The organism is Turicibacter sp. KK003, from assembly GCF_037014675.1.
GTDB classification, from domain to species: Bacteria; Bacillota_I; Bacilli_A; order MOL361; family Turicibacteraceae; genus Turicibacter; species Turicibacter faecis.
Genome location: NZ_CP142738.1, coordinates 2,061,220 through 2,076,096, shown reverse-complemented (window position 1 = coordinate 2,076,096; position 14,877 = coordinate 2,061,220). Strand labels below are relative to the sequence as shown.

Sequence of the window (14,877 nt, the reverse complement as noted above, 5' to 3'; positions counted from 1 at the left end):
TTCGTTATATTGTTGCAGGAAGGGGAATATGATAAAAAAAGAAGTTGTAAAGTACTCAGTTGAGAGTTGATGGGAGGGGATCCTTTGTTAAAATTTTGTAAGTATCAAGGAACGGGAAATGATTTTATTATTGTGAAACAGTCTGAGATAGATGGCGTTACGTATTCTTCGCTCGCTAAAAATGTGTGCGATCGACGATTCGGAATTGGCGCGGATGGGATGATAGTTGTTGCCCCCTCAACGGTTGCTGACATTCGAATGATTTTTTACAATGCTGATGGCAGTATAGCTACGATGTGTGGAAATGGAATTCGATGTTTTGCCAAATATGTGTATGATCATGGCCTGGTGGGGCAAACCTCTTTTTCGGTGGAGACATTGGCGGGCGTGCTGACGGTTGAACTCGTGTCTATGACGAATGAAGAAAGCAACGTTAGAGTCAATATGGGATGTCCATGTTATGTTCATCCGGCAGTTCCTAAGGTGACATCGGATGGAAAATTCATTAATCAAACCATTGAATTAGAGGGAGAACCTTACACGATAAGTAGCCTCTTTATTGGAACGATTCATACGGTTATGTTCGTTTCAGAAATTGATGAGAAGATGGCGACCCACTTAGGGGAGCTGATTGAAAATCATGCCATGTATCCACAAAAAACAAATGTGAACTTTTGTCGGGTGATTGATCCTCATCACATTGAGGTTTTAACATGGGAAAAAGGAGTGGGTCTTACGCTCGCCTGCGGAACTGGATCAGCAGCCTGTGCTGTGTTAAGCAGGCAACTGTACCAGTGTGATCAATCCATCACCGTTTCTATCAAAGGAGGAACTCTTCTGATGGAACAAGAGGAAGATGGGGTATATATGACAGGGCCGGCTCGTTTGATATGTACGGGGCAATATGTTTATGGGGAGTCGCCACAAGGGGAGTAAGACCTCGACAGCTTCTAAAAATAAGAAAAACCTTCTAGGGGATAGAAGGTTTTTATATATATGAAACTAGTAGGGGGAACTAGTATTGAGTAAGCTAGCCACGTATAGGGGCAAGGATTAAAATAATTTATCAAAATTCAGGGGCACGTTAGCTGAACTTTGAAGCTTCGGGGAACATTATTTTAATCGGATTTAATGACTAGCTTCAATAGTAATATATGAAAATCTAACGATTTGGGAACGGTGATCTTATACTTTATAAAAAAATGGACGAATTATCGTCCATTTTTTTATAAGAAGAGTCCGACAACGCCAGCTGTCATAATATTAACGAGGGTGGCGATTAAAAGGGCCTTCACACCAAGTCGGGCAACTACAGGAACTTTATTTGGGGCGATTGCAGAATAACCACCCACAAGGATTCCAATGGATCCAATCCCGGCAAACCCACACAGTGCAACAGTCATCATCGCCTTTACATTTTCCGATAACTCACTAAATTGGGGTAAGGCAAAGGCAACAGCTTCATTGGTCACTAATTTTGTTGCGAGAATTTGAGAGACGAGCGAAACTTCTTCTTGAGAGACTCCCATTAAATAGGCAATTGGTGTAAAGAGAACACCTAAAATTGATTCAATTGATAAGTTCGGGGCAAACAAGGCGATAAAATTATTAATCATTCCAACAAGAGATAAAAACACGATAAGAGCGACGGTAATCCCAATGACACTTTTAAATCCTGTCATCGCATAGTTCATCATTGTTTCTATAACATTTACCCCTTTATCATTTTCTACATGAATGACAACCTCACGATCATATTCAGTCGGCATGAAAATTTGCGTAAGAACGAATGTTGAAAGAACAGTCAGAGGCATAGAAATTAAAATCCATGTCATTGAAGCGCCATAAGAGGCGTAAAGTCCAACAACAGATACACTAATGGATGTCATTCCACCGACAAGTGTTGCAAAGATGACGTTATCTTTTGCCTGAGGAAGATAGGATTTAGTGACGAATAGAGATTCTGTTTGACCTAAAAACATATTGGCTATTCCGTTTGTTGCAACTAACGTATCGACTTTTAAAAAACGGGCTAAACATTTACTTACGATAGAAATAAAGCGTTGTAATAGATTAAGGTGAAATAAAATCCCCATTAATGCTGAAATGAAAACGATAGGTAATAAGGAGTTAAGAAAGAACACAAACTGATCACTGATTCCACCAAAGACAAAGTCAATTCCTATTTTTGATTGATCTAATATCCAGCTAACGCCTACTGAAAGCCATTCTACCCCAATCCAAATAGGGGTTTTAATAAGAAAGAAGGCAAGAATAAATTGGCCTAAAAACGCCAACCCTACAGATTTCCATTGAATTTTTTCCCGGTTATTTGATGCGAGATAAGTGACGAGAACAATGAGCGCGGTTCCCAAGAGGGCAAATATCTTTGTCATAATAAAAAAACCTCCATACTATTATTTTAATAATTATTTTCGCGTATTGCGATTCGCTCTTCAATTAAGATGGTAAAAGTTGAAGAATTTTGTTGTTTCCTTTTAAACTGATTCCATTTTATCAGAAAGAATCGGTCCATTCTAGAGTTATCGTGAGACATTAATCGTTCATCGTATAAAAAAACCTCCTATCAGGATTGTTGCTTTTCCTTGAGATGAATCAAATAGGAGAAAAAAACTCTCCAGACGGGAAGTTTTGTTGGGGAAGATTTCCCCTTAAAAACCGAAAAATAATGACAGTTTTTCGACTTTTATCCCTGTTTCATATGGAATAAAGCGAGGAAATGAGTCATAGAATGATATAAAATGTAGAAAAGATAAATGAAGGTGTGTGATGTGATAAGATGGCAATGGATGAGTAGTAAAAGGGTGAGTGAAAGAAGAGGAGGGAACCATTGTGATTTTAAAAATTGTTATCTGTTTAATAGCTGGCCTTTTTGCGGGAGTAGGTACTGGGTTATCAGGGCTTAGTGCCGCGTCTGTGATTTCCCCGATGTTAATTAGTTTTTTAGGTGTTTCTGCCTATGAAGCAGTAGGGATTGCTTTAGCTTCAGACGTTTTAGCCAGCGCCGTATCCGCCTATACGTATGCTAAAAATAAAAATATTGATATAAAAAATGGCTTAGTTATGTTAGGGAGCGTCCTTGTATTTACCCTAATCGGAAGCTATGTTTCCAAATTAGTACCTAATCAAATCATGGGGAATTTTTCAATTTATATGATGTTATTAGTTGGAATTAAATTTATCGTGAAGCCTGTCCTAACTCCAAAGGAAGTGGCGGATGAAAAAACGGTTCGAACGAAAATCATCCAATCTCTTTTATGCGGAGGACTTATCGGGTTTATTTGCGGATTTATTGGTGCAGGTGGCGGAATGATGTTATTATTAATTTTAACAAGTGTTTTGCGATATGAGTTAAAAACCGCCATTGGGACGAGCGTTTTTATTATGACCTTCACTGCATTAACTGGAGGTGTTTCTCATTTTATTATTGGCGGAATGCCAGATTTAGTTATCTTATTTTTATGTATTCTTTTTACTTTATTGGGGGCGCGGTTATCCGCACAATTTGCCAATCGGGCGTCAGAGGTTGTTTTAAGCCGAACACTAGGCGCCATTCTTTCGATTCTTGGCCTTGTGATGATTGGAATGTCGTTTTTTAGTTAAATGAAAAAAAGGATAAATCCCGAAGGATTTATCCTTTTTTCACATACTCGGTTGCATCGTCGACCGAAACTTTAAAATATCCACTAGACGTGGTGTCACTAGGATTTTTATAAGGTTCCTTGTTAACGAATAGAGCAACTTTTTCAACATTATAGTTATAACCATAAGTGTTGACGAGCGACTCAATAAATTTAGGTTCAATTTTTGAATCTAAATCTGTTGATAAATCGAAGCTATCATTGAAATAAACATTTAAAATTCCTTTTTCTTCATCAAGCTTAGCTGATGTAACAAAGGTTTCATCGTTTACCGCAACAAAATCTTCATTTTTTTGATTATTTTTCAGAGCATTTGTTAAGGCGTTAATATAAGCGCCATCGACAAGTTCGACTGTTTTATCGACGTAAAACATTTTTTCTTTTTCTACATCATAATAGTAGAGTCGACTCGTCTTCTTTTGTGTTTGTGTTTTCTGCTTGGAGCCTGAATCAGAATCTGAATCAGATGCATCCGAAGCATCGTGATTAGTATTAGTGTTAGAATCGGTATCCGTGGTTTGCTGTTTAGAACTAGAATCAGGTTGATCAGCTTTATCGGCTTGATCTTTTTGACCTTCATTCACTGAAGACTCGTTATTCACTACGTCTGTCTTGTTCTCTTTAGAGTCTTTTTCGTTTAATGTTTGGCAACCAAACAAACTAAAAACCATAAAGAAGCAAGTCATGATAGCTACGATAAGTTTCTTCATAAGCTCCCTCCTAAATATTCGATTCGATAGTATTATAACAAGCTAGGATGTAAAAAAAGGAAGAAATGTGGCAGAGAATTAAAATTTTAATAAAAAATTTAAATTTTTGCATATTTTTTTATAAAAATGCATATATAAAGGGAATTTAAAGTAAGATGAAGCTCCTAAATTTTAGAATGAGGCTAGCTGTTATTTTTACAAAGATGAATGGAAGATGTATAGACAGGGGGTAATTTTGGGGATAATTTGAAAGAATAGTTTATTGTTAAGCAGTATAACTATAGATAAATGCTATTACATTAATTAGATTTATTTATTTTACCTATAGTAAATAAAGAGGTAAACTATTTAATAGCAATCCAAGGAGGTAGTGGTGAATGAAAAAAGAAATTAGACGTGTTGTATTAGTAGGAACAGGGTTTGTTGGAATGAGCTTTGCTTACTCATTGATTAACCAAGGTGGAACAGAGGAACTTGTTTTAATTGATGTTAATAAAGATAAAGCTGAAGGAGAAGCAATGGATTTAAGTCACGGGATTCCTTTCGGGCCCGAAAAAATTAATATTTGGGCAGGAACTTATGAAGATTGTAAAACGGCAGATGTTGTTGTTATTACAGCGGGAGTCAATCAACAACCAGGTGAGACACGTTTAGCTTTAGTAGAGCGTAACGCAAAAATTATGCGAGATGTTGTCAAAAATGTTATGGCATCAGGTTTTAACGGAATCTTATTAGTTGCAAGTAACCCAGTTGATGTTTTAACCTATATTGCTTGGCAAGAATCAGGATTACCAAAACACCGTGTAATTGGAACAGGGACTACATTAGACACTGCACGTTTACGTCATGAAATCGGGAAATATTTAAAAGTTGACCCACGTAACGTTCATGGATATATTGTCGGAGAACATGGGGATACTGAAACCCCATTATGGTCACATACAACTGTTGGTGTTAAACCTATTTTAGATATTGTAAAAGATCATCCAGAATTTACGAAAGAAGACTTAGACAAAATTTACGTTAATGTTCGTGATGCGGCTTATCATATCATCGATCGTAAACGTGCGACTTATTACGGAATCGGTATGTGTACGACGCGTTTAGTTAAAGCCATTTTAAATGATGAAAACTGTGTCTTACCAGTCTCAGCATATTTAGAGGGACAATATGGATTACATGATATCTTTACTGGAGTTCCAGCCATTATTAATCGTGATGGAGTTCGTGAGGTATTTGATTTAAATATTACAGAAGACGAGTTAAAACAATTAACAAAATCTGTTTCCATTTTAAAAGAAACGTTAGATACTGTGCGATAAAAAATTGTACCGTCTCTTTACGTGTATGACATTAAAAAAAAGTTGGTTCATCTTAAATTTAAAAAGGTTTTATTTGCGCCCAAACGAGGAATGTATATGAATATCAAATTAATTTGTATTGATATGGACGGAACATTGTTAATGGATCAGCAACGAGTTGCCCAGGTAGATCAAGAGGCAATTAAGTATGCTAATGATAAGGGCGTCCATGTAGCTATTACAACAGGACGGGTCTATAATTGTGCCAAGCTGTATGCTGAAACGATAGGATTAAAAACACCGATTATCGCCTCAAACGGGGCCTTTATAGGGGGAACAAACGGTGAACAAATTTACTGTAACCCACTAAATTTGTCGGATATTAAGCAGTTTATGGAATTAACGCAAGAGGAGGGACTACTCTCTTATTTAACTGCTAATTTCGGAATCATTTCAACCCTAGAACTTCCGGATACTAATATTTATAAAGTATTAAATCAAACGTTACCTGATCAACAGAAAATTCGGTTAGAGGTGATTTCTACGCTGGATGAATTAGCCCCATTCGACGGGGAAGTGTTAAAAGGCGTTTGTGTTGGCCAAAACGCGGATCAGTTAAGTCGAATTAAGGCAAAGCTTAAAGAAAGTTGCCCCCATTTAGAGGTGGTATCTTCCTGGAACAATAACTTTGAGGTAATGAGAAAAGGAAGCTCGAAAGGGGAAGCCGTAAAACAGTTAGCAGAATATTTAAAAGTTTCACCAGATCAGGTAATGTGTATTGGAGATAGCGAGAATGATTTATCTATGTTAAAAGTGGCAGGTATTGCGGTTGCTATGGGAAATGCGACACCGGAAGTGAAAGAAGTAGCAGATTATATAACTGCTGATAATAAAAATGGCGGGGTATCTCAGGCTATTTACGAATACATTAAATAAAAAAGGAATAGACCGATTATTCCTATTCTAGATAAAAGTTGTAGATAGGCGTTTAATTTTGCCTTATTTCTAATTTTAAATGAAGTATTAAGTTTAGAAAGGGAAGGATTAGCTATAATAAAGAAGGTAGCAAATCTTTAGAAATAAAGGCTTACACTATCATGTCTTTTCTTCCGTTATAGCATAGGTAGAAAACTTATAGACAACGTTGTCTATAAGTTTTCTTTTTGCTAAAAATAAAAGGTGTTGATTAAAAAAAGGAAGAATATCCATAATAAGTTAAAAGAATTGTTAACCTTAAGAATTCTTTTTAAAGGCAGATTTTCTGTATAGACTCCTTCTATTATTATCATAAAAGACTTGCCACTCCCTTCAGGTATGGCAGGTCTTTTATTCTTTATCCCCTTAAACTTTAATAAAAAGCTAATAACGATTATTTTTAATTAAGCGTCATAACGGGACTGTAGGCCAGCGGGACAAATAATGATATAGTAGAGGGTTTAGTTGTATTTTCATAGACAACAGTGATGTGATTGAATTAGAATAATTGAAACGAATAGAAATAGAGGTGCTTATGAATGAAGTTTTTTATGGTAGAAGGGACACTCCAACATATAGAACAAATGAATGAAAAGGTAATGATGGAACATAAGAGTTATACGCAAAAGGAAATGGACGCGGGAAATATTTTAATGGCAGGTCTTAAGGAGGATATGAGTGGCGGATTGTTTATAATGAGGTCCGATTCCTTAGCTTATGTACAAACCTATTTAGAAAATGAACCTTTTTATACATACGGGATTCAAACGTATCGCATTATTGAATTTTCACCCCATTTTTTAACTCAAAATTTAGCCCAATGGCTCGAAAAATAAAAAAAGGTAGGAGACTCTCGTGAGAGAAGTTCCTACCTTTTTCATTATTTAAGGTAATTAACGAAAACCTCTTTAACCATTTTAACAACACCTAATGTGCCGACACCTTCTTGGACATCCTCTACAACCATTGCAACTGATAATTTAGACGATCCTAAATCAGTTGCAACAAACCAACCATTTTCACTTCCAGTTTGTCCTTGAGTTGATTTGATTTCCGCCGTTCCCGTTTTTCCGGCTAATTGAACCCCATTTATTTTAGCAAGGTGGCCCGTTCCGTCAGCATCATTTACGACTGCTTGAAAATCGGCTTGTAGAATGGATAGATTCTGTTCTGAAATAATCGCATCCTTTAAAACTGTTGACTGATAATCTTCACTTAAAACAAGATGCGGGGACATAATGCTTCCATTGTTGGCAAGTGAGCTATACGCAAGTGCCATATTTAAAGTGGAAACTAAAATTTCGCCTTGTCCGTAGCCTGTATCTGCTAGTAAAATATCTCCCGTTAGTGATCCACTATTAGAAATCTGACTTTCCTTAATTGGGTAACCAATATTTAAATCGCTTCCGATGGTGAAATTATTAGCCCCCTGAATAAGAGCGTCGCTTCCCATAGCTAGGGCATTCATTGCAAAATAAATATTATCGGAATATTTAATCGCTTCTTTAAGGCTAATAGATGTTTGATCGTTAATGCGGTGAATATTATAATTTCCCCATGAACGATTAGGTTGCCAAGTAGAACCATTGATGGTTTTAACTTCGTTTGGATTTAATGTTCCATTTTCAAGCCCAGTTGCCGCTGTAATCAATTTAAATGTAGACCCAGGGGAATAGAGGCTAGCAAATCGGTTTTTCTCGTCTTCATAACCAATTGCCTCGCGTTGTTGTTGAACACTTTTTGTCATATAGGTTGTAAACCAGTTAGAGTTATAGGAAGGTGAACTTACAAGTGCTAAGACTTCCCCCGTTGTTGAATCAACTGCTGTCGATGATCCCTTTTGCCCTTTCATACTATCGTAGACAATTTGTTGAAGGTTAGAGTCGAGGGATAAGTGAATATCCTTCCCATTTTCAGGTTCCTTACTAATCAACGTGTCAACTTTTTCACCCTCACGCTCGATATAAATTTCATAACCGTTGATTCCACGTAAGGTTGTTTCATAGACTTGCTCAAGCCCAGATTTACCGATCATAGACTGAGCAGTATAAATACCCTCTGTATCTTTTGACAACTCTTCCTCATTAATGGGACGAATGTAACCGAGTAATCTTCCAAAGGCTTCGCTGTCTTTATAAATACGTCCATGTTTTGCCTGTTTAATAACGCCATCTAAATTTAAACTTTCTAGTATGACGAGTGCCTTCGCATCGGGGAGAAGATCAACCAGTGGAACAAAGTATTCCTTATTCGTATTTGCCTTTAATTTTTTTGTAATAGTTTCCTCACTAATATCGAGTAACTCAGAAATTTTAGCTATTTTTTCAGCTTCATTTTCTTGTTCGAATACGGCGGGGTGAATTCCAACGCTAATTAAGTCGCCATCAGTCGCTAAAGCTTCATTGTTTCGGTCGAGAATACTTCCGCGATTCGCAGTTTTCGTACTAATTCGTACTTTATCGCCGCGTTTCATCGTTGGAAAAATTAAACTTTCACTCCAAAGAATTTTTAACTCCTTATTTTCTTTAACAAATGGAAGTGCAAAATCCTTAAGCTTTAATGTTCCTGCGATAGTATCCATTGTTAAATTGAAAGGGATAATGTCATTTTTATGATCAATTTCTCCCATTTCAAATGTAAAATGTGTGGCTTTAATTCCAGAATAAATACTTTTGTATTTTGTTACAAATTCCTCTTCTGTTATTCTTTGTTTTGATTCTTCACTCAGTAGCTGATAAAGCGCGGCGTAATCTCCACCCGAAAGTGTTTCGGTAAAATTTTTAAAAAGCAGTTCATCAGCATTTGAGGAACAACCAGTTAAGATAACGATGCAGAGTAAAAGAACGGATAGAATTCTTTTCATTTGAAACCTCCTTTTGATGTTTAATGGTTATAAATTGACAACAGCTAAGTAGACTAGAAAGAATATAGTTCTTTTGTCAATTATACTCGATTTAGTGAATGAAGTATACGTTCCTCCTTTTGAGAAGAGGCGAAGGATTCACATTTTCTCATTTGTTATAAATTATTGAAATGGAGCGGGGATTATTCCGCTTTTATTTTCTTTTATTGTGGGATGACTTGAAAACGTTTAAACGAAAAAAACAAAATATATCAAAAGTTTGTATCATAGAATGAGGGAGTGTCCATAATGACCTTAGTAGCCTAGAAGTTAGGCTGACTTTTAAATCGTGGAGTGCTAAACATAAATAGACGAAGAAGAGATAGATAAAGTATTTGTCGTAGAAAAATAAACTTGATCTTTAGACCCAATGGCAGGGGTAATTTATTATGTGCGACGGTTTTATTAGGGCGCTTTAGATGAAAGATAGATATGTTGTAAGGTTTTTTTAGTTGGAGAGTTTATTTTGAGTTTATTTAAAGGTGGTAAAATCCAGGCTTAAAAGAGGAGGAGAGAAATGTTACAGTTAAAAAATATTGTTAAAGATTATATGATTGGTGATTCGACCCAAAAAGTGTTAAAAGGAGTATCCATTAATTTTAGAGCGAATGAATTTGTTTCTATTTTAGGACCAAGTGGTTCCGGGAAGACAACCCTCCTTAATATTATTGGGGGGCTTGATCAATATACAACCGGTGATTTAATTATTAATGGGGTATCAACACAAAAATATAAAGATTCAGATTGGGACCTTTATCGAAATAAGTCGATTGGTTTTGTTTTTCAAAGTTATAATTTAATTCCACATCAAACAGTATTGGCTAATGTTGAATTAGCGCTCACTCTTGCGGGGGTGTCTAAATCGGAACGAAGACGGCGTGCTACTGAGGTTTTAACTAAAGTAGGTTTGGCGGATCATTTACATAAGAAGCCGAATCAGATGTCAGGGGGACAAATGCAGCGGGTAGCTATTGCTCGGGCCTTAATTAATAACCCTGAAATTTTATTAGCCGATGAACCGACAGGTGCATTAGACACTGAAACGAGTGTTCAAATTATGGAATTATTAAAAGAAATCGCCCGCGATAAATTGGTTATCATGGTCACACATAATCCGGAATTAGCAGAACAGTATTCAACACGGATTATTCGGCTATTGGACGGAAGAATCCAAGATGATACGAGTCCATTAGAGATTGTGCAGACACCATCTTCGGAAAAGGAAGAAAAAGGTCGACATGTTTCAATGTCTTTTTTAACAGCCTTATCTTTAAGCTTTAACAACTTAAAAACTAAAAAAGGACGAACGATTTTAACGGCTTTTGCTGGGAGTATCGGAATTATTGGAATTGCAATGATTTTATCGCTCTCAAGTGGAATGCGGGAGTATATTAATCAAGTTCAAGAAGATACGTTATCATCATATCCCATTACGATTGCGCAACAGGGAATTGATTTACTCTCAACTCGCCAACAACATATCGATACTTTATTAAATATGAGTGGAGAAGAGGAGCATGAAACAGATAAAATTTATCAGGGTGGTTATGCAGCAGATATATTACAATTAGCATCGGTTAAACTTTCAGATAATAATTTAGCTCAGTTTAAATCGTTTTTAGAGAGCAAGGATGGACAGGTAATTAAAGATCAAACAAATGCGATTCAATATGGGTACGATCTAGATTTACAAATTTATAAATCTGATACACAGGATGGAATGATTAAAGTTAATCCTAGTCCACTACTTGAAACAGAGCAATCACAGATGATGAATGAAGAGTTAGGAAGTGCCGTGGGAATGTCATCGACGGGAATCTGGACCGAGATGATAGATAACCAAGAGTTACTTTTTGGGCAATATGATTTAATTGCAGGAGCTTGGCCTCAGAACTTTAATGAGGTGGTTGTGGTTGTCGATGACTCGAATGAAATTTCGGATATGACACTTTATGCGTTAGGATTAAAAGATGTTGAGGAATATAAAGAAATCCAAGCAGCGGTTGAAGAGGGAGTGGCGATTGATTATGACAAGTATCCAAAGCAATCGTATACCTATGATGACATTTTAAAGCAAGAATTCAAACTTGTCTTAAATTCTGATTATTATGAAAAAGTTGGAGATACCTGGGTCGATCGTACAGCGGATGAGACTTATCTTTCAACCTTAATCAGTGAAAAATCTATTCCAATTCAGGTGGTTGGAATCATTCGACCAAATAAAGAGGCAGTTGCAACAACCATTTCGGGAACTGTGGCCTATCGTCGTGATTTAATCGATTACGTGATTGAAAAGATCAATCAGAGTGAGATTGTCCAAGAACAAAAGGCAAATGCAACAATCAATGTATTCACAAATCAGCCGTTTGCCACAGGAGAATTTACAACACAGGAGGAGCTATTATCACAGTTAACAGACGAACAAAAAATGATGTTAGCTGCCCTTCCAGAGAGTGAGCAGGTTAATTATTTGAAAGCTTATGCAGATACATTATCAGCAAGTTATGATAATAATTTACAACTATTGGGTGCCCGTGATTTAAATAAGCCAGCGACGATTTCCCTATATTTAAAGGATTTTAGCTCGCGAGAGACTGTAACTCAAGCTATTGAACAATATAATGAGGACCAACAAAAGGCGGGGCATGATAGTAATACAATTGAATATACAGATATGGTCGGTCTTATGACTTCCTCTATGACCTCTATTATTGATATGATTACATATTTACTTATTGGGTTTGTGTCCATTTCATTGGTTGTTTCATCAATTATGATTGGGATTATTACGTATATTTCTGTTCTTGAACGAACAAAGGAGATTGGAATTTTAAGAAGTATGGGTGCCTCTAAGCGCGATATTTCACGTGTCTTCAACGCGGAGACGGTGATTGTTGGTTTTGCAGCTGGAATGATTGGAATCGGTGTAACGTATTTATTGAATATCCCGATTAATTCGATTATTTCTCATTTATCAGGTGTTAATAATCTAGCAGCTTTACCATTAGGTGGTGCCATTGTGTTAGTCGTTATTAGCGTTATCCTAACGATGATAGCAGGCTTAATTCCTTCGCGATTAGCGTCTAAAAAGGACCCGGTGATTGCACTTCGAGCAGAATAAGATTAAAAAAGATTGGTACGGGGAGATACTCCACGCCAATCTTTTTTGTTGATGATCTTTCGGTGTAGTGCTATGATAAAAGATACAAATCAAGTAAAATGATGACTTGTTTGATATAAATTAGGAGGTAATTTTTGATGAGTATTCGTCATTTACGTATTTTTATTACGGTCGCATCACTACAAAATATGAGTGCAGCAGCCGAACAACTTTTTATTACCCAACCGTCGGTTAGTCAGGCTATTAAAGAGTTAGAACAATATTATGGTGTAAGATTGTTCGAACGTTTGTCAAAAAAATTGTATCTCACGCAAAGTGGAGATGCCCTATTAAAGTACGCGACGCACCTTATTCAATCATTTGATGAAATGGAAACGATGATGAAAAATAAGTCGGATGTTATTTCTTTACGAATTGGTGCCTCTATTACTGTCGGGGGATCATTAATAAACCGTATTTTAAATGAGTTTAACGAGCAGCATCCGAAGATTAAAACACAGGTTATGATTCGTAATACAAGAAAGATTGAAAGACTTTTATTATCGAGTAAGTTAGATGTTGCCTTAGTTGAAGGAAAGGTATCGAGTAAAGATTTAATCTCTAAATCGGTCTATGAAGATCAATTAATTTTGGTTGTTGGAAAGCAACATCCTTTTTACGGATGTGATAAATTAAGCATCTACGATCTCCAAGGGCAAGATATTATTGCCCGCGAAGAGGGAAGTGGGACGAAGATTATTTTTGATAATATCTTAAAGGAATATCGAGTTGATGTTTTTGAAAGATGGAGTAGCTCCGATACATTATCTATAAAACAGGCAGCGATTCAATCACGGGGGATTGCAATTTTATCGAGTTTAGTTGTCGAAGAAGATTTAAAAAAAGGCACACTACATAAGATTGCCCTTGAAGAAGTTTCATTATCAAGAGAAATTTATGTTGTGTACCATAAAAATAAATTTTTATCAGATTCATTAAAGTATTTTTTAGACTGTCTGCATTAAAATAACGTTGGAAGTAAGTAAATAAGTGTCCCAATAAATCCCGAACCAAAAATAACTGGGATAGGTCCAACTTTGAATTTACGGATGGCCACTAATCCTACAACGAACAATAAGAATTCAACAATTCGAAAGTTTGATAATACAATATCTTGTTTTTCAGCTTGGAAAATCGCAAGTGTTAAAATTGATAATCCAGCTGATGAAATAAGGGCCACAACCGCTGGTCTTAAACTTGCTAAAATGGTTTGGACACCAGAAAAATTACGATATTTGTAGTAAAAATGAGCCAATGTTAAACAAATGATGAATGATGGAATAATAACACCAATTGTACAGATTAAAGCACCAGGTAATCCACTTAATTTTGTTCCAACAAAAGTTGCCGCATTAATTGAAATAGGTCCCGGTGTCATCTCTGCAATAGTTACGAGATCCGCAAATTCGGCTAATGTCATTAATTCACGAATATTAACAATTTGATTTTGAATAAGAGGAAGTGCGGCGTAGCCACCCCCAACGCTAAATAATCCAACTTGAATAAAACTTAAAAATAAACTCCAAATGATACTCATTGTTTTAGCCCTCCTTTACCACTTGCTGTTTTGATTTCACAATTTCCATAAATAAAGTAACAAAACCGATGCCTAGGCATAGGAAGATAACTGTCATAGCACTAATGCCAAAAACATATGTCATGATGAAAGTAATAAACATGAGCGATGTATAAAGAACACTTTTTGTTTTAATGATATTTTGTGCAAGTTTAATGACAACATCACAAATAACAGCGGCAACCCCAGCACGCATAACCATAAGGGCAGTCGCAATCACTGTACTTTCTCTAAATTGCTTATAAAATAAAGAGATGACCGAAATAATAAAAATAGGAGGAATTGATGTCCCTAAAATCGCGACTAATGATCCGATAATCCCTTGCATACGATAACCTAGAATAACTGATGCATTGATTGGGATAGGTCCTGGAGAAGATTGCGCAATAGCCGTAATATCAAGCATTTCACTTTCCTCTAACCATCCTAGTTCTTCTACAAATTTCTTTTTCATCAGAGAAACAATAACGAATCCACCCCCAAAAGTCGAAGCACTTAAAATAAAAGTGGACCTAAATAACTCCCATAAAATTTTTGAATCTAATTTTTTCTTTTCCATAACAGCGCTCCTTTTTAAAAAAACACTCACAG

The 14,877-nt window shown here is 36.2% G+C and carries 12 protein-coding genes; 7 read left to right on the top strand and 5 right to left on the bottom strand.

Annotation, left to right across the window (positions count from 1 at the left end; all coding sequences use genetic code 11):
* Positions 1 to 84 precede the first annotated feature (84 nt).
* Positions 85 to 936, top strand: a complete 852-nt coding sequence (gene dapF, locus VXM77_RS10120; RefSeq protein WP_338506261.1) for a diaminopimelate epimerase — start codon at positions 85 to 87, stop codon at positions 934 to 936.
* Between the two features lie 290 nt (positions 937 to 1,226).
* Here dapF and VXM77_RS10115 read toward each other — a convergent pair whose 3' ends face one another.
* A complete protein-coding gene (locus VXM77_RS10115) occupies positions 1,227 to 2,396 on the bottom strand; it encodes a nucleoside transporter C-terminal domain-containing protein (protein ID WP_161831929.1) in 1,170 nt (389 codons plus the stop codon).
* 457 nt (positions 2,397 to 2,853) lie between these two features.
* Here VXM77_RS10115 and VXM77_RS10110 point away from each other — a divergent pair, with 457 nt between their 5' ends.
* Positions 2,854 to 3,624, top strand: a complete 771-nt coding sequence (locus tag VXM77_RS10110) for a sulfite exporter TauE/SafE family protein (RefSeq protein ID WP_161831930.1) — start codon at positions 2,854 to 2,856, stop codon at positions 3,622 to 3,624.
* Between the two features lie 28 nt (positions 3,625 to 3,652).
* Here the strand turns inward: VXM77_RS10110 and VXM77_RS10105 are convergent, their stop codons facing one another.
* Positions 3,653 to 4,372, bottom strand: a complete 720-nt coding sequence (locus VXM77_RS10105) for a GerMN domain-containing protein (protein ID WP_262950940.1) — start codon at positions 4,370 to 4,372, stop codon at positions 3,653 to 3,655.
* A 377-nt stretch (positions 4,373 to 4,749) separates the two neighbouring features.
* Here VXM77_RS10105 and VXM77_RS10100 point away from each other — a divergent pair, with 377 nt between their 5' ends.
* The 3 genes from VXM77_RS10100 to VXM77_RS10090 all read left to right on the top strand — a co-directional run bounded on the left by VXM77_RS10100 (position 4,750) and on the right by VXM77_RS10090 (position 7,484).
* Positions 4,750 to 5,694, top strand: coding sequence for an L-lactate dehydrogenase (locus VXM77_RS10100; protein ID WP_161831932.1), 945 nt, complete (start codon positions 4,750 to 4,752; stop codon positions 5,692 to 5,694).
* 96 nt (positions 5,695 to 5,790) lie between these two features.
* Positions 5,791 to 6,609, top strand: a complete 819-nt coding sequence (locus tag VXM77_RS10095; RefSeq protein ID WP_161831933.1) for a Cof-type HAD-IIB family hydrolase — start codon at positions 5,791 to 5,793, stop codon at positions 6,607 to 6,609.
* A gap of 578 nt (positions 6,610 to 7,187) precedes the next feature.
* Entirely contained in the window at positions 7,188 to 7,484 is a 297-nt protein-coding gene (locus tag VXM77_RS10090) for a YciI family protein (protein ID WP_338506256.1), read from the top strand.
* Positions 7,485 to 7,528: 44 nt separating this feature from the next.
* Here the strand turns inward: VXM77_RS10090 and VXM77_RS10085 are convergent, their stop codons facing one another.
* Complete coding sequence (locus VXM77_RS10085; protein ID WP_338506254.1) at positions 7,529 to 9,511, bottom strand: penicillin-binding transpeptidase domain-containing protein; 1,983 nt, start codon at positions 9,509 to 9,511, stop codon at positions 7,529 to 7,531.
* A gap of 556 nt (positions 9,512 to 10,067) precedes the next feature.
* Here VXM77_RS10085 and VXM77_RS10080 point away from each other — a divergent pair.
* The gene (locus VXM77_RS10080) at positions 10,068 to 12,671 is read left to right on the top strand and encodes an ATP-binding cassette domain-containing protein (protein WP_161831936.1); all 2,604 of its coding nucleotides are present in this window, start codon (positions 10,068 to 10,070) and stop codon (positions 12,669 to 12,671) included.
* A 137-nt stretch (positions 12,672 to 12,808) separates the two neighbouring features.
* A complete protein-coding gene (locus tag VXM77_RS10075) occupies positions 12,809 to 13,675 on the top strand; it encodes a LysR family transcriptional regulator (RefSeq protein WP_338506251.1) in 867 nt (288 codons plus the stop codon).
* On the opposite strand, the gene VXM77_RS10070 is transcribed toward VXM77_RS10075, so the two are convergent.
* Together VXM77_RS10070 and VXM77_RS10065 are read right to left on the bottom strand one after the other, a co-directional pair.
* The gene (locus VXM77_RS10070) at positions 13,672 to 14,247 is read right to left on the bottom strand and encodes a chromate transporter (RefSeq protein WP_161831938.1); all 576 of its coding nucleotides are present in this window, start codon (positions 14,245 to 14,247) and stop codon (positions 13,672 to 13,674) included. The genes VXM77_RS10075 and VXM77_RS10070 overlap by 4 nt on opposite strands.
* A 4-nt stretch (positions 14,248 to 14,251) precedes the next feature.
* Positions 14,252 to 14,845: a chromate transporter gene (locus VXM77_RS10065; RefSeq protein ID WP_262953821.1), complete on the bottom strand. Its 594-nt coding sequence runs from the start codon at positions 14,843 to 14,845 to the stop codon at positions 14,252 to 14,254.
* Between the last annotated feature and the right edge of the window lie 32 nt (positions 14,846 to 14,877).